Source organism: Pseudoalteromonas carrageenovora IAM 12662, from assembly GCF_900239935.1.
Taxonomy (GTDB): domain Bacteria; phylum Pseudomonadota; class Gammaproteobacteria; order Enterobacterales; family Alteromonadaceae; genus Pseudoalteromonas; species Pseudoalteromonas carrageenovora.
The window spans coordinates 612611-634426 of sequence record NZ_LT965928.1 but is presented as its reverse complement, the minus strand read 5'-3'; the positions used below and the strand labels follow the sequence as shown (position 1 = coordinate 634426).

Sequence of the window (21816 nt, the reverse complement as noted above, 5' to 3'; positions counted from 1 at the left end):
GACAATGATCAGCTCACAAACAGCAGCAGCCCGCAAGGATGAGGCTGCTCAAAACCAAACCACTGACGAGCAAAGCCAAAAGGACGATTGGCAGGATCATATAGCAAAAATCATTGAATACTCTAAGCAACTCAAGGAGGATTATCACACTCAAGGAAAGATCACCCACCAACTTGCAAAAGCTGAGTGGAGATTATCGCTTAGATCAATGGCTTTGATCACTATATTTCTAGGCTGTTTTGCCAGCGGTTTGATTTTGTTATGGGCTGGTTTGTTAGGGGCACTTGGCTATGGTATGTACGACTTGTTTGGCTCAGTGTGGTTAAGTATTGCAACAGCTGCCTTGGCGCAGGTTATTTGCCTAGTCTGGCTTTGGAAAAACACAGTATATTTAAGTAATAAAATTGGCTTTAGCAAAACAATTAAAAGCTTAAAGCAACTGTTTAACTTATAAGGAAATTACAATGCTAGTTAACTACTTAATTAAAGCACCCAATGATAATGTTGATGCTCTTTCAAAGCAGATGGATATGCGCGATGAACTAAAACGTCAGCATCTCGCAGCCTTCAAGTATCGTATTAAACGGTTTGCCGCCACTAAGGTAGGACTAACATCAGCCTTTATGGCGGGAGTTACCGTACAAGCAGGCAAGAGCGATACAAGTTTCGTAAGGAAATATGGTTGGCTTGCAAAGCTATTAGCATAAAGTAATTATTTGAACCCTTCCCTGTTATGGGCCCTTTTATAGTTAATTTGTGGCCCTTTGGGCACTACTTGCGTTGGGTTTATCATAGCGTGGCTAAAATAGTAGTGGCGTTTAATATGATAAAAATCAGTTGTTTTATCGATGCCTTCAAATTGATAAAGCTCTCGCAGGTACTCTCGTATTAAGGGATAACTTTCAATTGTGCGCAAGTTACATTTAAAGTGCCCTACATAAACACTGTCAAAACGTATTAAAGTGGTAAATAAACGCCAATCTGCTTCGGTCAATTTACGACCCGTTAAATAACGATTAGTACTTAAAATCTCCTCAACTTTATCCAGCGCAATAAATAGCGCATCAAATGATTCTTCATAGGCTGCTTGAGTTGTTGCAAACCCCGTTTTATACACGCCATTATTTATATTTGGATATACGAGTGCATTTATTTCATCTATTGAATTACGTAGCTCTTTTGGATAATAATCATCAAAATTACCTGTAATCTCATTAAAGGCGCTATTGAACATACGGATAATATCAGCCGACTCGTTACTCACTATTTTATTTTGCTGTTTATCCCAAAGAACCGGAACTGTTACCCGCCCTGTATAGCTGGAATTATTTTTTGTATAAATTTGATGTAAGTATTCACTGTCAAATAAATCATCACCTGTGCTGTGATTGTTTTTATCAAAACTCCAACCATTATTTAACATATCGGGACTAACAACCGATACAGAAATAATATCTTCAAGCTGTTTTAGTACTCTAAAAATTAGCGCTCTGTGAGCCCATGGACATGCGAGTGATACATATAAATGGTAACGATTTGACTGTGCTTTAAAGCCGCCTTCACCTGTTGCGCCTGCATTACCATCGCTCGTTACCCAGTTACGAAGTTGTGCATCTTCACGTTTAAACTTTCCGTTACTTGAATCGGTGTCGTACCACTTATCTTGCCACTGGCCATCTACTAATAAACCCATAGGTTTCTCCTTAAATTTTGCCAAATTCGCCATTTTGAAAATCACTAACAGCTTGTTTAATTTCATCTTGCGTGCTCATTACAAACGGCCCCATATGCGCTATTGGCTGATTTAATGGCTGCCCAGCAAGTATTAATACACCAGCGCCCTCTTTTGATTTTAGGCTTATATCGCTATTGGGCTCTAAAGTAATCAGCTTTCCTGTAGTAAAACTTTGCCCATCACTCGTGCTTATTGAACCACTGTGCACATAGATCATCACTTTTTGTTGTGCTAATGGCGCTAACTGAATACTTTTTTCAGTGGGTATATGTACATCAGCTAACGCAGCACTGGCCGCTAAGCTTTGTAAACCAGCCTTTAATAATTGATCTGCAAATTGCCAATTTCCTGCAAGCGCTTTTAGCGTAACACCTTGATCATTTGTAAAGCTTGGCACAGGGTTTTTAGTGGTGTCTTGATAGCGGGGTTCACGCATTTTTTCATCGCTTGGCATGTTGATCCATATTTGAAATCCATGCAAACCATCAATCTCATCGGCTAAAGGCATTTCACTGTGCATTACACCTTTACCTGTACTCATCCATTGAACATCACCGGCTCTTATGGCTTCTTTATTTCCCATTTGATCTTGGTGTACAAACCCACCTTTTAAAATATAGGTGAATGTTTCAATACCTCTATGCGGGTGCGCTGGAAACCCGCCCATGTAATCGCTTTTATCATCAGATTTAAGTTCATCAATCATTAAAAAAGGATCTAAATATTTGCCATCAAATCCTGGTATTCGACGAATATTTACACCGTCTCCATCTTGAGTTGCGTAAGCGGTCAATACTTTAGATATTTTCATTTTAAGTCCACGATAAACACTATTAGGATGGGTTTATTAAAGCATTCAATAAACAAAACAACTATGTCTTTAAATAGTGTAAAACATTCTATTTTTTAGAATTAAAACCAAGTAACTTGCTGATATATATATTCGGTACAAATAATTACCCGCTTTAAAAATACCTACTTAGTTATTAAGCACTTATATTTTAACGATTATTTAATACAACCCTATATTTTGTATGGTTATTTTTAGCTTTTGTGTCTACAATCATTTTTTAGGAAATTGAGTTTAAGGAAAACCTATTTTTACTTCATCGCTTAAAAGCCAGCTTTACAGGTTACTAATCTTACTAAGCATCCCCGGGGCAGCTGTCACTGTGTTTACGCTTTGGTTTGAGCGTGATGCTGCCATTGAAAAAAGTGAAGAAAGAATAGTTAGCATAGCTAAGCAATTAACCCTGCATCAAAAAAATATGGTAGACGATGTTAAACGTCTAACTGTATTTTTAGCAAACAAAGCCGCAACTACCGAAAAGTTACCAACAACCTGCCCCGATTACTTTTTCGAAATAAAAGCCCTTTACAGCAATATTGCAAATATAGGCATTGTTAACGCCGATGGTGAGCTGCAATGTGTAACAAATGGCCGCAGTAATAACATTAATATTAGTGATAGGGCTTACTTTCAAAATACGATTAGTAATAGAGACTTTTCTGTTGGGTATTTTCAATACGATAGAAGTATTCAAGCTCAAAGTGTTAACTTTGCATATCCGATAATTGATACTAATAATAAATTGAAAGGGACTTTAGTTACTGTAATTGCATTGAACTGGTGGAATATTGCATTAAATGAAGCTGAGTTACCTGATAACGCTAAAGCCGTTATTGCCGACCCTAATGGGTTAATCCTTGCTAATTATCCAAGCCGCCCTAACAAATTAGGTAAAAAAATAACAGACACAGACTTACTCCATGATAAGAGCTCTTTTACTGTGTTTAAAAATACTGATGGAGAAAACCAAGTTTTTCATCGCTCTGTTATTTATAAAGACGCGCATAATAATAATTTAGATATATATATAGCGGTATCTGTAGAAGATTTTATAAACGAAGTTAATGCTAGCTTTTTAAAAACCATATTTGTTTTTTTAGCAGCGATTGCATTGCTTGTACTACTTGCTAGGCGCCTTATTAAAGCCAGTATATTTAACCCCATTGACAATTTATCAAATGCAACCGATGAACTAGCAAATGGCACAATGCCAAAATACATCAAAAAGCCAAATAGCCCTGAACTGCGCGCTCTTTATAATCGTTTTGAAGTAATGGCCCAAACTCGCCTCTCAGCAGAAGCTAAATTAGAAAATAAACACAACGAATTAATGAGTTTATTAAACGCTCTACCCGATACCTATATGCGTATAAATGCATTTGGAGATGTTCTTTATATTGGAGGGCACATTAGCTCACTGCTTACGGTAAATTCTGAAACGGCGTTAAATTTGGTTAATGTATTACCAAAAGAAAATGCGCAATTGTTGTTATCACACTTAGATAATGCAGATAGCTCACAAGCAATTGAGTTTAAATTAAGGGTGAGTACCACCGAGCACTTTTTTGAAGCTCGTATAAATGCTCTTGAAAATAATAATGAGTTTATAGTCGTTTTAAGGGATATTAGTCAAAAAAGAATTAACGAAAAAGCACTTCATTTAGCCTCTCTTGTGTATAGCAATAGTAGCGAAGGCATGGCTATCACCGACCCTAACGGCATTATTTATGATGTTAACCCTGCATTTTGTAAAACCACTCAATACAGTAAAGAAGAAGTAATAGGCAAAACTAGCCATATTTTATCATCGGGTAAGCACCCAAAAGAGTTTTATCAACTAATGTGGGCAGAGCTTAGAAGTACAGGTCGTTGGCAAGGCGAAATAATAAACCGTAAAAAGAACGGCGATATTTATACTGAGTGGCTAAAAATAGATACCGTTTACGACGATAAAAAAATACCCACTCGTCGCGTTGCTATTTTTACTGATCTAACAGATAAGAAACAAGCAGATGAAACTATTTGGCGACGAACTCATTTTGATCATCTAACCGACCTGCCTAATCGATTAGAGCTAAAAGAGCGTTTAAACCAGCGCTTTAACGCTATTCAAAATGAAGATAATAACCTCGTTGTTATGCTGCTAGATATAGATCGCTTTAAAGATATTAACGACACGCTAGGCCATCACTATGGTGATAACCTGCTTAAATTGGTTTCTCAACGTATTGTGCACTCAGCCAAAAATGCCGAGTTTGTAGCTCGCATTGGTGGTGATGAATTTGTAATTGTTTTTAATCATATAAAAAGCACTCGCCATATAAACCAAATAGCGAGCAATATATTACAAAGCCTTTCATCAGGCCTTATGCTTGAAAACGAAGAAATATTTATAAGTGCAAGCATGGGAATAGCGTGTGCCCCTAGTGACGGGCAAAGCACCGAACAGCTTTTAAAAGCCGCTGACCAAGCTATGTATAAAGCTAAAAGCAATGGCCGTAATGGGTTTGAATTTTTCTCTGCCGATATGCGTATTCGTGCACAAGCCCGTATGCAATTATTAAAAGATTTACGAAGCGCAATAGACCTTCATCAGTTTGAGTTATTTTATCAGCCTATCGTTGCCCTAAATGATTTACATATACACAAAGCCGAAGGATTAATACGCTGGCATCATCCTGTAAATGGTTTGGTATCTCCTGATTCTTTTATTCCATTAGCTGAAGAAACAAGGCAAATAAATGTATTAGGCCAATTTGTATTTGCTCAGGCTATACAAACACTAACAGAGATAAAAGCAGCAAGCGGTCAGCAATTTCAAATTAGCGTTAACGTATCTCCAGTACAACTATCTACTGCCGATAGTGGAATAGATGATTGGTGCGATATGTTAGCTGCTGCACAACTACCCGCATCGTCTATTGTTGCAGAAATTACAGAAGGCTTAATGGTCAACCCTGAAGCGCTTACACAGAGTCGTTTAAAAAGGTTGGTTCAATCGGGTATGGAACTCGCTCTTGATGACTTCGGCACAGGCTATTCATCGCTTGCATACCTTCAAGAAATGGATACGGATTACCTAAAAATAGATAAACGTTTTGTAGATAACATTAAAGCAGATAGCCAAGAGCTGGCTTTATGCGAAGCAATTATCGTAATGGCGCATCAGCTTGGCCTTAAAGTAATTGCAGAAGGAATTGAAACACCTCTACAAATGGAGCTTTTATTAAAAGCGGGTTGTGACTATGGACAAGGTTATTTATTTGCTAAACCTATGCCTAAAAAAGAGTTTATGACACTGCTGAGCAGCAATAAAGTTGTTATTTCTAATAATAAATGAGCTATTACGCAATAAATATGTGCGGTGTGCGGTCAAGTTATTCAATCGATAAAAGTAGTAACAGGATTTGAATATGGCAAAAGCAACACTAGAACAATGGAGAATGTTTAAAGCCGTTGTTGAACACGGTGGATTTGCAGGAGCAAGTGCAGCCGTGCATAAAAGCCAATCGACGGTGCATCATGCAGTACAAAAGCTAGAGGCTGCACTGCAAATAAAGCTACTTGAAGTGAAAGGCCGAAAAGCATTTTTAACCGACAGCGGTAAACTTATTTTACGCCGTGCAGAATTTTTAATAGAAGAAGCCGGTAAAATAGAGTCGGTTGCCAGCACGTTAAGCGAAGGCGTAGAAAGCACATTAAAAATAGCGGTTGACGAAGTATTCCCTAATTCCACTTTATACCAAGCATTGGTTAAAATCAGCGAGCTTTATCCTCTTTTAAAAATAGAGCTAGTACAAAGTGTATTAACGGGGGCTAATGAGCTTTTAAGCAACGGTATTGTTGATTTAGCTATTTCGTCGATTCCTATATATGGCATTAGCTGTAGTATGCTGTGTGATGTGGAGTTTATTGCTGTTGCCCATAAAGATCATCCATTGCATCAGCAAATAGAGCAGCTCAATTTTCGCGATTTAAAACTCCACCGGCAAATAGTAGTGCGCGACTCTGCAACACAAACCAGCCATAACGAAGGCTGGCTAGGTGCAGATATGCGATGGACTGTGAGTCACTTACAAAACTCTATTGATATGGTAAGCCAAAATTTAGGCTATGCGTGGCTGCCAAAATCTAAAATAAGCGCTTTAATCGAAAACCAGACCTTAATAGCACTTAACTTAGAGCAAGGTACGACCCGCGCTTTAAACCTATATTTAATGTGCAACGATACAGATAGACTCGGGCCAGCAGCGCAAGAGTTTAAAGAACAGATCATTGCACTTACCACCTAAACTATTAACCTAAGCTTTGGTTAATTAACTAGTTTTATTAAGCCGTTACTCGTTTTCTACATCGAGGTGATCTGCTACGTAGGCACCTCTTTTACCACGCTTTTTAGGCGGACCTATTGTACTGTCTTTACCAGTTTGTTGCTCTGTTGCAGCATTAATTACAGCACCTAAAGTGATTATGTACGCACTGATATACAACCACATTAGCATGATAACCACACCACCGAGCGATCCATACGTTTCGTTATAACTAGAAAAACGTGATACGTAAAACGAAAAACCAATAGAGGCTAATATCCATAATATAGTAGCAATAGACGATCCTAGCGTGATCCATCGCCATTTAGCGGGTTTACGGTGCGGCGCATAACGGTACAAAAGAACTAACGCAAAGTTAAAAGTAAACGCAAGTAGTGGCCACGATATAAGCTTAATAAGTAAATCTATACTTTCTTTTAATCCCACTAAATTAAGTACTATAGGTAAAATACCAATAATAAGTAGCGCAAAAATGGCGACTACAATAGCGCCAACAGAAAATAAAAAACGCACTATTTGCGCCTGAAAAAATGATCGCTTCTCGTATTCTCTATAACTAATATTACACGCTGTAATAAGCGCCTGACTGCCCTTTGAGCTACTCCAAATAGTGAGAATTAAAGTACCTATTGCACTTAAGCTGAGGCTTGCATTAGATGTTTGGGCAAGGCTTGATACCTGCGATAAAATAAGATCACTAGTACTTTGTGGAAGTAAGGTAACAATTTTACTTAAATGATCACTAATATCTGTGGGCGATGAAAAATAAGCATACACCGACACTGTTGCCGCAATAGCCGGAAAAATAGCAAGTAAGGCATAAAACGCCACACCAGCGGCCACTATTGATAAGTTATCTTCACTCATTTGCTTAAAAATACGCTTCGTTATATCCCACCATCCTCGCATTGGAATATGAACTGGTTGCTCTGCTTGCTGCCCACGTGTTGATTTATTCATACTAAAATCCTTAATTTTTATAACCTATACACAGCAATATGTTTGCCAATACTTAAACATCAGCAGATACATGGTTTGATAATTAATTTGGTACTAAACTTGCTCTGTTAATAGTAATCAATATTCAAGGAAGGTACGCATGCTCAGTCAGTTAAACCTGCTAACAAGCCTAAATAACGAAGCTGCAAATACATTAGTCACTAAATCAAATATATTTAGTTGGCAGTATTTTTACGATCAAAGCGTGCAATTACTACATACTACAGCGCAAATATTGCCCACTCTTTTATTAGGATTCATATTACTCGCAATAAGTTATTTTATTGCCTCACCACTTTCTAAAATACTCATAAAACCCATTGATTACATGACCGATAGCAAATTAGTTCACTTAGTTGTTAGGCGCGGCATAAGTATTTTAATTTTATTATTAGGCGTGTATTTATTTTTACGACTTGCAGGGCTAACTGAGTTTGCGGTTGCCATAATGAGTGGCACCGGACTTATTGGTTTAATATTGGGTTTTGCTTTTAGAGATATAGCTGAAAATTTTATAGCGAGTTTATTATTAAGTGTACAACGCCCTTTTAAAATAGACGACGTAATTGAAGTTGATGGACGTTTAGGGGTTGTTAAAAAAGTAACGGCAAGAGCTACAACGCTTGTTGATTACGATGGAAACCATATACAAATCCCTAATGCGACAGTTTACAAAAATATTATTAAAAACCTGACGGCTAACCCAAAAATGCGCGGTAAAGTCGAAATAGGTATTGGTTACGATAACGATATTCGCAGCGCCCAAACTCTCGCACTTAAAATTATCACTCAGCAAGGTGCTGTACTTAGCGACCCACCAGCTCAGGTACTTATTAAAAACTTAGGGGCTTCTACTATTAATTTCAACCTGTTTTTTTGGGTTAATAGTGAGCAACATAGCCCATTGAAAGTGGCCTCTCAGCTAATGCGTGAGCTAGTAAATGAGTTCACAAAACAAAATATCAGCATGCCTGATGATGCACGAGAAAGAATTTTATTAAATGGCGCTTCACAAAGTAACGACGTTGATAAAAACCTTACCCAGCCGCTACCCGCGCATAAAAATAACAGTGAAACCTCAGAACAAAATGAAACACTTGACGATGTAAGTAGCGATACAGATGAAATACGTGAGCAAGCAGAACACTCCAGAGATCCAGAGCAAGGTAAAAACATTATTTAAGCCAGAATATGTATACTTTTAAGGTTTAAAAACCTCGACCCTAAAGGCTATTTAATCGCGGCGCTGCCATTACTGCCTAACGGTACTGGTAGCGGCGAATGTTCAACCCCAAACGCTCCCTCTTATAACGAACGTCATTTGTATATAAATAGTAAATAAAAGCACAAAAACACCACGAGTTAGATTTTTAATGCATTTATTCTAATTTACACCTTAAATTTAAATAATATAGCCAAACATCTAATAACTTTTGTTATATCCATAGTAAAAGTTATAACAATATATAACCCCTTGATAATATTTAATAAAACTCTCCCACACACTTTAAAAACGTGCTTAGTACAAACATGACCCATAGAATTATGCATAAAGTTATATTAATAAAAAACATCTAAACCCCTAATAAAACCAACAACATCAATAACTTATTAACACTATATTGCTTGGCATTATTAATGCAATAACAATAATCTAACAACATTAGAGCTTAACCATGCACTTACATAATAAAACTCGCCAAGAAAAAAATTTACTCGGTAATACCGACGCCCCTACTGATGCTTTAGATGGGATGCAAATACAGCAAGCTATCAATAAACCCGAAATGCAATTTGCTGCCCTCGAACCGTGCTCAAAATAGCCCATAAAGAAGAGCTATTGAGCGAAATTATCGATTGAAAATCAACAGTATTAAAAACTTAAACAACCCAAAAATTAAATAACTCCCATTAATAATTGGAAATAAAAATGACTAATACAACAAGTATGAAAAATAGTGAGCCTAAAAAAATGTCGCTCTGGCTAAAAATACTTATAGGTATGATAGCGGGTATTTTTGCTGGCATGCTTTTAGGCTGTAATGCTGAATATATAAAACCCATTGGCCAGCTATTTATTAGTGCGATTAAAATGTTAATTGTACCGCTTATATTTTGCTCACTAATTGTGGGCGTTACCTCAATGAAAGACACCACAAAAATGGGCCGTATTGGTATTAAATCAATCGTATTTTATTTAGCAACAACCGCTGTTGCTATTTCAATTGGCCTAGGCCTCGGTATCTTTTTTGAGCCAGGTGCAGGCTTAAATATGGTTGCCACAACAGTTGCCGATGCTAAACCAAGTACTAGCTTAATGAATACTATTGTAGGTCTAGTGCCAAAAAATCCAGTGGGATCGTTAGCATCAGGTAATATTTTACAAATTATTGTATTTGCACTGAGCTTAGGTATTGCTTTGAACCTCATTGGTGAAAAAGGAGAACCAGCAGCTAAAGTATTTGAAAGCCTAGCAGACGCTATGTACAAACTAACAGAGCTGGTAATGCGACTTGCGCCATATGGTGTATTTGCATTAATGGCATGGGTATCAGGTAAGTATGGATTAGACGTACTATTACCACTTATTAAAGTGATTGGTTTAGTTTACCTAGGCTGCATAATTCACATTTTAGTCTTGGGTGGTGGCTTTGTTGGCTTGCTAGGCAAACTTAACCCACAGCGTTTTTATAAAGGGATTATTGAAGCGCAAGTTATTGCTTTTACAACCACAAGTAGCTCAGGAACCTTACCTGCAAGTATAAAATGCGCTACCCAAAACCTAGGTGTATCTCGCACTGTTTCAAGCTTTGTTTTACCCGTAGGCGCAACAATCAACATGGATGGCACCGCGCTATATCAAGGTGTATTAGCATTATTTATTGCTCAAGCCTTTGGTGTTGACCTTTCTACTACCGATTACCTCACAATTATTGCTACAGCCACACTTGCTTCTGTAGGTACAGCCGGTGTACCTGGCGCAGGCTTAATTATGTTGTCATTGGTATTAACCACTGTTGGTTTACCCCTTGAAGGTATTGCAATTGTTGCAGGTATTGACCGTATTTTAGATATGGCACGCACCACAATTAATGTAACGGGTGATTTAATGGTGACTTTATTAATTGGTAAAAGCGAAGGTGAGCTTGATATCGCTGTTTACAACAAAGAAAGCACTGCTCCACAAACAGCTAAACAATAGACCCTGTTTAATTACCAATTTTATAGAGAATAAAAATGACGACTAAATTTATATATTTACCAATTGCATTAAGCGTAATGGCGCTAGTTAAACCAGCTCATGCAGATGTAACTATTGAAGGTTTAAATGGCTTAGAAGCAGTTAAATTATTTGGTGATATGCGTATGCGCTTTGAACGCACTGATGGCGATACAATTGATACAACTAGCCGCGCCAGATTACGTGCACGTTTTGGTATTAAATATGCGGCAACAGAAAACTGGTCTGCGCAAATGCGATTTAGAACCACCTCTAGCCAGCACGATTCAACTCATCAAACATTTGGCATAACAAATACAACCGACAACGACGACTTTGGCTTAGACAGAGCCTTTATGAAGTACACGGGCATTAATAATACTCGTGTATATATTGGTAAAGCCGCCGCAGTTTATATGCATTCATCTGAATTACTATTTCGTGATGATATTGCCCTTGAAGGTGTGCAAGCTAATTGGACAAACAATACATTTAGCGTAAACGCAGGGCATATAATTCTTGAAGAAAACGTAGATAATGGCGAAGGTAAACGCGATGCTAGCTGGCAGCAACTGCAAGGTGTTTATGCAGCGCAGTTTAATGATATAAAATTTAAAGCGGGTATTGGTGGTATTTTTGTAAGTGCCTCAGACACCGCTTACGCAAGTGCTGAGTCAGGGCTTGATGACGACCAAGCTGGTAATGTGATGACTTACAATGCCGATTTAAGAATGGGGCCATTTCGCTTAGCTGCCGACTACTATACAAGTGAAGCACAAAGTGACAATACCGCTTACACTGTACACGCCCGCTATCAAATCAATAAAGAGTTTGGTGTGCGCTTTTATATATTACACACAGAAGCTTATGCATTACCTATGAATGGTGCGTTTACACAAACTAATACACCGGGTTCGTATACTAATATTAAAGGCACGCGTGTTCAGCTCGATTATAAAATAGCTGATAACTTAAATGCCGATTTAAGATGGTACAGCGTAGATAACCTTAATAAAGATATTGCGACCAACAACGAAGGCCGCGACAGGCTACAAGTAAATTTGAATATGAAATTTTAATATATTTTTAACAAAGCGATTTGATTTTTTAATTTAAATCGCTTTTATTTCAATAAAAATTAATCTATTAATTTTTTAAAACCATTAAAAAATCACTATAAACATGTCCAGTTAATCACTCAGCTAGCTATTTTATCTACTAATAAATATCCACTTCATAAATTTATTTAATAACAGCAAAAAAATATCTATAAGTACCTAATTTCTATAAAATGAAAATAGGGATTATAGTCCACCTGCATAAATATTTAGTCTATTAAAACTAGGGAAGGGGTTTAACTAATTGGTTTCACTTTTTAAAACACATTACTTTGCATTTACCATACTACTTATTACTTTTTTAGGTTGTAGTGTATCGATATGCCACGCTGAAGATTACCTACAACCCGCTGCAGAGCCGCAAACTAAGCAAATAGTTATTGGTGGCGACTACAACTACCCGCCCTATGAGTTTATTGATAGCAAAGGGAAGTATACAGGTTACAATGTTGAGTTGAGCCGTGAAATTGCTACCGTAATGGGCTTAAATATCAAAATAAAATTAGATACGTGGGAAAATACCCGCGCTTTATTTGATCAAGGTGAAATAGATATTTTACAAGGAATGGCTGCCACACCAGAGCGCACCGATCTTTATAACTTTAGCCCTCACACCTATGTAAATCACTCTATATTTGCACGAGACGATAGTCCTAAAATAACTAACTACACAGAGCTTGAAGGCTATCGCGTTATTGTACAAGCCAACGGCTCAGCGTTTGATATGCTAAACGAAGCTAAATTAAATATTGTATTAATTCCGGTTGAAACCCATGCCGATGCACTGCGTTTGCTCGCTTCAGGTAGATACGACTTTGCAGTGGCATCTAACTTACCGGGTTTATATTTAAGCCAAAAGTTAGGGCTTTCTAACATTAAAGCGATCTCTAGCCTAGAACGAAACCGCTTATATGGCTATGCAACCAAAACAGCCGATAAAGCCCTGCTCTCGCAATTTACCCAAGGCTTAGCTATTTTAAAAAATACCGGCCGACAGCAAGAAATATATGATAAATGGTTTGGCCCGTTAGAGGTCTCTATTTGGTCAAAAGCTGGCATAGCGGCGGGTTTATTTGTAGTCGTGCTGTTATTTATAAGTACAGTTGTACTTATTTGGAATAAAGCACTGCGTAAAAAAGTAGAAAGCCGTACCAAAGAGCTTCAAGCACAACAACTACAACTGCTTCATGCAGATAAAATGGCATCTTTAGGTGTACTTGTTTCTGGCGTTGCGCATGAAATAAATAACCCGTGCAGTATATTAACGCTTAACTTTCCGTTTGTTAAAGAAGCCTTTGAACAAGCTATAGAGATCCTCGATGAGCATCAAGTAGAACACGGCGACTTTTTAATCGCAGGTGTTAGCTATAACCGCCTTAAACATATGCTCCCAGAAACACTCGACGACATGCACGTTGCAAGCAATAAAGTTAAAGGCATTGTTGAGGATTTAAAGAGTTTTGCTGTAAAAGGCGAAACTGCCCATCAAAAAAATGAACGCCTTGATTTAAACGAATTAACAAAGCGATCTTTACGTCTTGTTAATAATCAACTTAAAAACTCAACCAGCAATGTAGAAGTTAATCTTGCTAATAAACTACCTACATTTTATGGCTCGGGGAGTAGAATAGAGCAAGTGATAGTTAATCTAATTTTAAATGCCTGCCAAGCACTTGAAAATAAAAGCCAAAAAATCACCATTACCACTTATTTTCATTCCAAATACGACAGTGTAGTGCTTACAGTAGAAGATCAGGGTATTGGGATCAACGCCAAAGACTTAAGAAAGTTAACCGACCCATTTTATACAACTAAACGCCAATCAGGTGGAACAGGCTTAGGGCTATCTGTATCTGCTGGGATCGTACGTGATCATCAGGGGCAAATAACCTTTAAATCAACCCTTGGCGAAGGCACAAAATCAAAACTCTCACTACCACTAATACAAAAAGAGAATGAGTTATGAACACAAACTTATATCCCGGGTTTCAAGTTTTAATTTGTGACGATGACACAAGTTTTTTGCGCAGCATTTCTTTTGCTATTGAGCGTTATTGTGGCATTAATAATGTTGTTCAATGTAGCGATAGCACAGATGTAATGAGCCATTTAGCATCGGGCAATATACGTGTTGTATTGCTTGATTTAAACATGCCACATATAAGCGGCGATGAACTACTTCCAAAAATAATAGAGCCATACCCGTATATTTCTGTAGTAATTATTAGCGGTATTAACCAGGTTGAGTCGGCGGTGCAATGCATTAAGCTTGGCGCATACGACTACCACGTGAAAACCGAAGAGCCAGAAAGACTTAGCAACAGCATAATGCAGGTTATTCGCTACCAAGAGCTAAATTTAGAAAACCAAGCTATGCGCGGTTATATGCTTGAGAATCAAAGCGCCTTGCACCCTGCTTTTGCTAAAATTATTAGTATTAATCATCAGATGCATTCGGCATTTAATTACATAGAATCTATTTCAAATAGCCAACAGCCTATTTTAATTACAGGCGAAAGCGGAGTCGGCAAAGAACTCATAGCCAGAGCCATACATGAAACGAGCAGTTGTAGTGGCGAACTCGTGTGTGTAAATGTAGCAGGCCTTGATGACAACTTATTTTCAGATACATTATTTGGACATAAAAAAGGCGCTTTTACTGGCGCCGATCAAGCCCGCAAAGGCATGATTGAGAAAGCCTCTGGCGGTATATTATTGTTAGATGAAATTGGCGATTTGAGCCTTGCCTCGCAAGTAAAACTTTTACGCTTATTACAAGAAGGTGAGTACTATCCGGTTGGCAGCGATACCCCAAAAAGAATAAATGCCCGTATTATTGCTGCAACCCATCAAGACTTACACAGCAAAAAAGAAGATGGCCAATTTAGAAACGACTTGTACTATCGTTTAAAAATTCATCATGTAAATATTCCACCGCTTAGAGAACGAAAAGAAGACATCGCACTGCTACTTGAGCACTTTTTAACACTCGCCGCTGATGAGTTTGATAAAGAGCTAGCATCAATTCCTGCAGGTTTACTTGTTTTGCTAGAAAACTACAGCTTTCCCGGAAATATTAGAGAACTGCGCGCAATGGCGTTTGATGCAATGAGCACGCATCAATCAGGGGAGCTTTCAATGAAGGCATTTAAAGGCATTATCGACTCAATGCCTGATGTAAACATACATGCTCAACCAGAAAAGCCTTTATTTGAAGCCTCGAGCACCTTGCCCACTCTAAAAAAAGCGGCAGATCTACTAGTTAAAGAAGCCATGAAGCGAGCAAACTCAAACCAGTCGTTAGCAGCGCAATTACTAGGGATATCTCAACCGGCATTAAGTAAACGTTTGAAAAACATGCAGTAATACCAATATGCTTATATATGAGGTCTATTTAACGTTAAGAAAATTACGCTAGAACTAGGCAGAAATTTTTGTATCTAGTTATTCTAAATAAAAAATTTTTAACGACGTTATAGTGCAATTTAATTCGTTAAATTGATCAAAGATTTATGCAGGTTGGTATAACTTCAATGCAAAATTTAAACACAAAAAAGCCCGCAGCGTTAACTGCGGGCTTTTTATTGAATGAGTGAGTCAGCCTATAAGCCGGGTTTTGTCCTTTCCGAAGAAAGTGATAATCATTCGTCTAGGCCATAAATCGCTCTATGGCTCAAGCAACCTACCCGGTTCCAACGTGGGCCACGCCATAAGGAACCCTATTTGGTCTTGCTCCGAGTGGAGTTTACCTTGCAACCGACTATTACTAGCGGCCCGGTGCGCTCTTACCGCACCCTTTCACCCTTACCAACCGAGGGGTTGGCGGTCTTCTCTCTGCTGCACTTGTCGTGGGCTCACGCCCCCCAGCCGTTAGCTGGCACTCTGCCCTGTGGAGCCCGGACTTTCCTCCCCCTGATCATTTTCGTCACAGGCAGCGATCATCTTGGCTGACTCGGCGCGCAGTATACATGACGCTAAAGCCAAGCGCAGTAATATTTACTCTTTTTCTTCAATAATTGTTTTGTATAGTGCATTTTTTTTCATCCCAAAGAACTCAGCCACTACACCACAGGCTTTTTTCATTGGCATTTCGCTCTCAAGAAGTGCCAGCATTTTGCGCGCTTCAGGCGGTATATCGTCTACTAACTTTGGTTTGCCCGGCAACATTAATACAATTTCGCCGCGTTGCTTAGTAGGATCATCGGTTAAAAACTGCTTTAACTCGCTTACGCTACCATTAAAAAAGGTTTCAAAGGTTTTGGTAAGCTCTTTAGCAAACACCACTTGTTGCTCATCGCCAAGTGCTTGCGCCAAATCATCTAGGCTTGCCATAATACGGTGCGTACTTTCGTACATTATGCTGGTTATGCCCGAATTAACTGCTTCGATAAAAAAGTCTTGCCTTGCTTTACTTTTAGCAGGTGTAAAACCAATAAATTGAAAGCGATCTGTGGGTAATCCAGAGCAACATACCGCAGTAATTGCTGCACACGCACCGGGAACAGGTGTTACATGTGCACCTTGTTCGCGACATAAATTTACAACCGCATAACCTGGATCGCTAATAAGCGGTGTACCAGCGTCTGATACTAACGCAATATTTAAACCTTGATTAAGCTGCTCAATAATTTGCTGGGCTTTTTGTTTCTCATTGTGGTCATGTAATGCGAACGTTTTAGCCTTAATACCAAAGTGGCTAAGTAGCTTGCCTGTGTGGCGAGTGTCTTCAGCAGCTATTAAGTCAACCTGCGATAATGTCGCGATGGCACGGTGACTTAAGTCGTCATAATTGCCAATTGGGGTGGCAACAATGTAAAGAGTGCCAATTTTCTGTGAATTCTCCTCATTTAACATTGAGGTCTCCTGCGTCAGTCAGTAATATAAGCAAATCGCGTTAACGTATTGGGAAATCATTTGTGCGACTTAAACTAGTTAGTCTATTAATTATATTGTCAGGGTTATCGGCGTGTAGCACAACCGAAAAACCAACTAAAAACAGCGATAACGTAAGTAACCGCGCTAATGCACTGCAAAATCAAGCAACCAGTGCGCAATCTATCTATCAATTAGCACAAAACCGCCAAGGTGCCGATAAAATACAATTACTTTACAGTGCCCGTGATGCGGCCATTAGTGAACAAAATTGGCCTTTATTAGAGCAAATTGGTAGTGACCTTGAATTAACTGCAAGCGTTGATCAAATTCAAAATCGCCTTTATATTGCTTTTGCACAAAAACAACAAAACAAAAATGATAAAGCACTCGTTATTTTGCAATCGTTAGACGGGCAACTTACACAGCCTGAGCATTTTGCGTGGCATCAGTTTTTAACTGCCAGTATTTATACTTCACAAAACTTTCCAAAACGAGCTGCACCTTACTTTTTTAGAGCCTCTGAAACGGCAACAAAAAATAACATCGAAATCCCTCAGCTCAATCAAGACCTATGGGATAACTTAACAAAGCTTTCTTCTTATGCGCTTGAGCGCTTTAATCGTGGCTCTGTTATTCAACAAGGCTGGATTAACTTAGCTTTATATCATCAGGTTTATGCAAGCAGCACTGTAGAGCTTGATCAGGCAATTAATAATTGGCGCAGACGTTATGTTGGACACCCGGCGTTTACCATTTTGCCAGAGCAAGATGAATCTCTTGCACAACTTGCGCCTATTAATATTGAACGCTTAGTGGTTTTATTTCCGCAATCAGGCCCAAATGAAAGATTAGGTGATGCATTAAAAGCAGGCGCCTTAGCGGCATTAGATACACAAAATATTAATGAAACTATTTTTATTGATGAAAACTTAAGTACACAAGAAATTGCCGCACAGCTTGAGCAAATAAAACCAAACTTTGTAATTGGCCCGCTGTTAAAAGCCAATATAGATAAGCTTGCCAATGCAAAAACGCTGATTGATACGCCAACATTGCATTTAAATACGTTCGATGGTGAGCGAATTTCGCTACAACATTATTACTTTGCTTTAAATCCAGAGCATGAAGTGCAGCAAGCTTTAGAGCACTTTTTAACTAAGGGCTATCAAAAACCAATGCTACTTGCGCCAAATAATGCAAATGGCCAGCGTTTAGTCGACTACTTTAACTTGCAGTGGCAACGCTATAGCGAGACAAAGCCGCAAATTGGCTTTTATAACGACAAAAAAGATATGCCAAATACAATTACCAGCTTGCTTGAAGTAGATAAATCTAAACAGCGTATTACAGCGGTTAAAGCATTATTTAAGCAAGAAGTAGAAAACGAAACGCGTTCTCGTAGTGACATTGACGTTATTTACATTTTGGGCGATGCAATAGAAACACGCCTAATTAAGCCTTACCTAGATGTGAATGTAAGCACCTTTGCAGAGCGTATTCCATTATACGCCAGCTCAAAAAGCCACAGTAAGCAAATTGACCGTACAGATAAAGGCGATTTAGATGGCCTATACTTTACGGAGTTACCGTGGATGCTCGACTCACAAATTAAGCAGCATAACCTTCGCGAGAAATACGATGCTCTTTGGCCTGAGCAAGTAGATATCAGCCAACGCTTGTTTGCAATGGCTTACGATGCAGTATCTATATTGCACGACATTAGGCAACTAAGTGTTATGCCTGGTAATCAATATAGCGGCTTAAGCGGTAAGTTATCGGTAAATACCAGCGGCCATATTGAACGCACTTTGGACTGGGCGCAGTACATTAATCGACGTATCAAAACTGTGCAGTTAAAAACGCAGCGTCCTGTGCCATTATTTATGCAATCGGCCAGTGGAATACAAACTATCAATTAACGTTATTAAGGGGGCGGCATGTCGTGGTTTAAAGAGCTGTGGCAAAATAGTCGCGAAAAAGGCCAATATTACGAGCTGCAAGCGCAAAAATATTTAGTTACTCAGGGGTTAACCCCTATTGAGCGTAATTATTACTGCCCCTTTGGTGAACTAGATGTCATTATGAAAGAAGGTGATACGCTTGTATTTGTCGAAGTTAAGTTTAGGAAAAATAATGCTCGCGGTGGTGCTAATTACGCTCTAAGCCCTCAAAAACAAGCGCGATTAAAACGCAGTATCTATCATTACTTAGCCGCTAAAAATTTAACTAATCAAGCGCTAAGAATTGATTATGTAGCCATAACCGGTGAGTCATCCCCGAATATAAATTGGCTTAAAAACGTATTTTAAAGCTGGCTCTAAGCAAGCTTAGATTGATTATAAAGATTAGGTATAAATTGTTGGTATTCTATGCAAGATACAATTAAAGAAATTTTTACAGAAAGTATCCAAGTACAAATAGCCGCAGGTGAAGTTTTACCTAGCGCACTCGAATCAGCTGCATTCACAATTGCACAAAGCCTGATCAACGGTAATAAACTCATTTGTTGTGGCACTGCAAATTGCCACATGCTTGCCCAACACATGGCCGGCGTATTAGTAAATCATTATGAAACAGAGCGTCCTTGCCTACCCGCTATTGCCTTATCGCAAGAGAACATTAACTTAGGGCAAAGTACGCAAGTAGACGACCATGATACGTTTGCACGTCAAGTACGTGCTTTTGCTCAGCAAGGTGATTTACTACTCGCGTTGGCTATTAACGGCAACGAAAAACATGTTATTTCTGCTGTTGAAGCCGCACTAACTAAAGATATGAAGGTCATAGTTATGGTTGGCGACGATGGCGGCGAACTCGTGGGTTTACTTGGCCCTAACGACGTAGAAATTAGAACACCTTCTAAGCGCCCAAGTCGCATTATTGAATCTCACCTAGTTAACTTACACTGTTTAAGCGAACTGGTTGATTTAACGCTTTTCCCTCAGGATGAAAATTATGTTTAAACGCTCTCTTATTGTCTTAGGTACTGTGGTATTACTGCAAGGTTGCGCAGCCGCTGTTGTTGCAGGTACAGCCAGTGCAGTAACTGCAGCGAATGATCGCCGCACTATAGGCTCTCAAATTGATGACAATAATATTGAAATAAAAGCCAGCATTGCACTTAGCGAAGTAGAAAGAATCGAAAAATTTGCGAATGTAGACGCTGTAAGCGTCAATGGCATTGTTTTACTTGTAGGCCAAGTAGCAAACGAAGAAATGAAAAACGAAGCTCAGCGCACCATAGAGAGCGTTGCAGGCATTCGTAAAATACACAATCAAATTCGTATTGGTTCAAATATTGGCATTACTACGCAAACACATGACTCTTGGCTTACTTCTAAAGTAAAAGCCCAGTTACTAACAGCAAAAGACATCAGCAGCAATAACATTAAAGTAGTGACTGAAAACGCTGAAGTATTTTTAATGGGTTTAGTGTCTGACTCTGAATCTACCCAGGCTGTAAATATTGCCCGTAATGTATCAGGTGTAGAGCGTGTAATTAAAGTGTTTGAATACTTGTAAACATAAAATACAGATATAAAAAAACCGCTTAAAAGCGGTTTTTTTGTATTTACGTATTATTTTACAACACGTAAATGTGAGCCTTTTTTCTTCTGAGGCTTTTCTGGCGGAGTTTCATCGATTACTTCATCTGATGAATCAACACTTTCAAGCTCTGGTACAAATTCGTCTTCGTCCTCTAAAAACTCATCTGTAGTAAAGACTGTTCCTTCGCCATTTTCACGCGCATATATTGCAAGTACAGCACCTATTGGTACGTAAACTTGCATTGGTTGGCCACCAAAGCGCGCATCGAAGCTAAGTTGGTTTTTGTCTAACGAAAACTGAGTAACTGCAGAAGGACTTATGTTTAAAACAATTTGTCCATCTTGTACAAATTGCGTTGGCACTTGTACTGCAGGGTAATCAGCGTCTACCACTAAATGTGGCGTACAGTCGTTATCGACAATCCAATCAAAAAAAGCACGTAATAAATAAGGACGATTAGGCGTCATTATAAACGGATCTCACGCTCAGCTTCAGTTAAAGAGGCTTGGAATGACTCACGTTCAAATAAACGGATCATATATTCTTTAAGCTCTTTAGAACCTGCACCATTAAGTTCAATACCAAACTCAGGTAAACGCCATAATAGTGGTGCTAAGTAACAATCTACTAAGCTAAACTCTTCACTCATAAAGTAAGGTGCTTCGTTAAAAATAGGTGCGATTGCAAGCAATGCTTCTGTTAACTCTTTACGAGCTTGCGCAGCATCTGATGCATTATTGCTGATTTTGTCAGCTAGGCTGTACCAATCAGTATCAATACGGTGCATCATTAAACGGCTACGACCACGCATTACCGGGTAAACAGGCATTAGTGGAGGATGAGGAAAACGTTCATCAAGGTATTCCATGATGATGTTTGCCTGGTATAAACCAAGCTCACGGTCAATCAGTGTTGGCACTGTACCGTAAGGGTTAATTTCGTGAAGTGCCTCTGGCAGGTTATCCTTTTCAGCCAAATGAATATCTACACTTACACCCTTTTCCGCAAGTACAATACGTACTTGGTGGCTATACATACAGTTAGCACCAGAAAAAAGGGTCATTACAGGGCGCTTATTGGCAGCTACGGCCATGCCTATACCTCCATTAAATAACTAAAACAGCAATAGGGGCTTAAGC

General features: G+C 38.7%; 20 protein-coding genes and 1 other RNA gene. 14 read left to right on the top strand and 7 right to left on the bottom strand.

What is annotated here, in order from left to right:
* The first annotated feature begins 4 nt into the window (after positions 1-4).
* Positions 5-454 carry a hypothetical protein gene (locus ALFOR1_RS02980; protein ID WP_104642008.1) on the top strand — a complete coding sequence of 150 codons (450 nt, stop codon included), beginning with the start codon at positions 5-7 and terminating at the stop codon, positions 452-454.
* 10 nt (positions 455-464) lie between these two features.
* On the top strand, positions 465-707 hold the full coding sequence (locus tag ALFOR1_RS02975; protein WP_104642007.1) for a hypothetical protein: 243 nt from the start codon (positions 465-467) through the stop codon (positions 705-707).
* A 5-nt stretch (positions 708-712) separates the two neighbouring features.
* Here the strand turns inward: ALFOR1_RS02975 and ALFOR1_RS02970 are convergent, their stop codons facing one another.
* Together ALFOR1_RS02970 and ALFOR1_RS02965 are read right to left on the bottom strand one after the other, a co-directional pair.
* A complete protein-coding gene (locus ALFOR1_RS02970) occupies positions 713-1693 on the bottom strand; it encodes a glutathione S-transferase family protein (RefSeq protein ID WP_104642006.1) in 981 nt (326 codons plus the stop codon).
* A 10-nt stretch (positions 1694-1703) separates the two neighbouring features.
* Positions 1704-2546, bottom strand: a complete 843-nt coding sequence (locus tag ALFOR1_RS02965) for a pirin family protein (RefSeq protein WP_104642005.1) — start codon at positions 2544-2546, stop codon at positions 1704-1706.
* Between the two features lie 340 nt (positions 2547-2886).
* On the opposite strand from ALFOR1_RS02965, the gene ALFOR1_RS02960 reads away from it, so the two are divergent.
* Positions 2887-5925: a bifunctional diguanylate cyclase/phosphodiesterase gene (locus tag ALFOR1_RS02960; RefSeq protein WP_104642004.1), complete on the top strand. Its 3039-nt coding sequence runs from the start codon at positions 2887-2889 to the stop codon at positions 5923-5925.
* A gap of 73 nt (positions 5926-5998) precedes the next feature.
* Positions 5999-6877 (top strand): LysR family transcriptional regulator, encoded by an 879-nt coding sequence (locus ALFOR1_RS02955; protein WP_104642003.1) that lies wholly within the window; start codon positions 5999-6001, stop codon positions 6875-6877.
* A 45-nt stretch (positions 6878-6922) separates the two neighbouring features.
* Here ALFOR1_RS02955 and ALFOR1_RS02950 read toward each other — a convergent pair whose 3' ends face one another.
* Entirely contained in the window at positions 6923-7876 is a 954-nt protein-coding gene (locus tag ALFOR1_RS02950) for a YihY/virulence factor BrkB family protein (RefSeq protein ID WP_058547005.1), read from the bottom strand.
* A 139-nt stretch (positions 7877-8015) separates the two neighbouring features.
* Here ALFOR1_RS02950 and ALFOR1_RS02945 point away from each other — a divergent pair, with 139 nt between their 5' ends.
* From ALFOR1_RS02945 to ALFOR1_RS02920, 6 genes are all read left to right on the top strand, one after another.
* Positions 8016-9098, top strand: a complete 1083-nt coding sequence (locus ALFOR1_RS02945) for a mechanosensitive ion channel family protein (protein ID WP_104642002.1) — start codon at positions 8016-8018, stop codon at positions 9096-9098.
* 493 nt (positions 9099-9591) lie between these two features.
* Positions 9592-9738, top strand: a complete 147-nt coding sequence (locus ALFOR1_RS02940; protein ID WP_158657433.1) for a hypothetical protein — start codon at positions 9592-9594, stop codon at positions 9736-9738.
* 107 nt (positions 9739-9845) lie between these two features.
* Positions 9846-11117 carry a dicarboxylate/amino acid:cation symporter gene (locus tag ALFOR1_RS02935; protein ID WP_104642001.1) on the top strand — a complete coding sequence of 424 codons (1272 nt, stop codon included), beginning with the start codon at positions 9846-9848 and terminating at the stop codon, positions 11115-11117.
* A 35-nt stretch (positions 11118-11152) separates the two neighbouring features.
* On the top strand, positions 11153-12214 hold the full coding sequence (locus tag ALFOR1_RS02930; protein ID WP_104642000.1) for a putative porin: 1062 nt from the start codon (positions 11153-11155) through the stop codon (positions 12212-12214).
* A 283-nt stretch (positions 12215-12497) separates the two neighbouring features.
* Positions 12498-14219, top strand: coding sequence for a transporter substrate-binding domain-containing protein (locus tag ALFOR1_RS02925; RefSeq protein ID WP_104641999.1), 1722 nt, complete (start codon positions 12498-12500; stop codon positions 14217-14219).
* Complete coding sequence (locus tag ALFOR1_RS02920; protein WP_104641998.1) at positions 14216-15619, top strand: sigma-54-dependent transcriptional regulator; 1404 nt, start codon at positions 14216-14218, stop codon at positions 15617-15619. Before ALFOR1_RS02925 ends, ALFOR1_RS02920 begins: the two co-directional genes overlap by 4 nt.
* A gap of 223 nt (positions 15620-15842) precedes the next feature.
* On the opposite strand, the gene rnpB is transcribed toward ALFOR1_RS02920, so the two are convergent.
* Both rnpB and rsmI read right to left on the bottom strand, forming a co-directional pair.
* Positions 15843-16208: RNase P RNA component class A (gene rnpB, locus ALFOR1_RS02915), an RNA gene on the bottom strand.
* A gap of 41 nt (positions 16209-16249) precedes the next feature.
* Positions 16250-17107 (bottom strand): 16S rRNA (cytidine(1402)-2'-O)-methyltransferase, encoded by an 858-nt coding sequence (rsmI, locus tag ALFOR1_RS02910; protein WP_104641997.1) that lies wholly within the window; start codon positions 17105-17107, stop codon positions 16250-16252.
* A 62-nt stretch (positions 17108-17169) separates the two neighbouring features.
* On the opposite strand from rsmI, the gene ALFOR1_RS02905 reads away from it, so the two are divergent.
* The 4 genes from ALFOR1_RS02905 to dolP are packed head-to-tail and all read left to right on the top strand — an operon-like array spanning position 17170 to position 20650.
* Positions 17170-19047, top strand: coding sequence for a penicillin-binding protein activator (locus tag ALFOR1_RS02905; RefSeq protein WP_104641996.1), 1878 nt, complete (start codon positions 17170-17172; stop codon positions 19045-19047).
* 18 nt (positions 19048-19065) lie between these two features.
* Positions 19066-19437, top strand: a complete 372-nt coding sequence (locus ALFOR1_RS02900; RefSeq protein WP_104641995.1) for a YraN family protein — start codon at positions 19066-19068, stop codon at positions 19435-19437.
* Between the two features lie 60 nt (positions 19438-19497).
* Positions 19498-20091: an SIS domain-containing protein gene (locus ALFOR1_RS02895; protein WP_058546996.1), complete on the top strand. Its 594-nt coding sequence runs from the start codon at positions 19498-19500 to the stop codon at positions 20089-20091.
* Positions 20084-20650: a division/outer membrane stress-associated lipid-binding lipoprotein gene (gene dolP / locus ALFOR1_RS02890; protein ID WP_058547505.1), complete on the top strand. Its 567-nt coding sequence runs from the start codon at positions 20084-20086 to the stop codon at positions 20648-20650. The genes ALFOR1_RS02895 and dolP overlap by 8 nt, the downstream gene beginning before the upstream one ends.
* Positions 20651-20706: 56 nt before the next feature.
* Here dolP and ALFOR1_RS02885 read toward each other — a convergent pair whose 3' ends face one another.
* Positions 20707-21144, bottom strand: coding sequence for a ClpXP protease specificity-enhancing factor (locus tag ALFOR1_RS02885; RefSeq protein ID WP_104641994.1), 438 nt, complete (start codon positions 21142-21144; stop codon positions 20707-20709).
* On the bottom strand, positions 21144-21770 hold the full coding sequence (sspA, locus tag ALFOR1_RS02880) for a stringent starvation protein SspA (protein ID WP_104641993.1): 627 nt from the start codon (positions 21768-21770) through the stop codon (positions 21144-21146). The genes ALFOR1_RS02885 and sspA overlap by 1 nt, the downstream gene beginning before the upstream one ends.
* Positions 21771-21816: the final 46 nt, after the last annotated feature.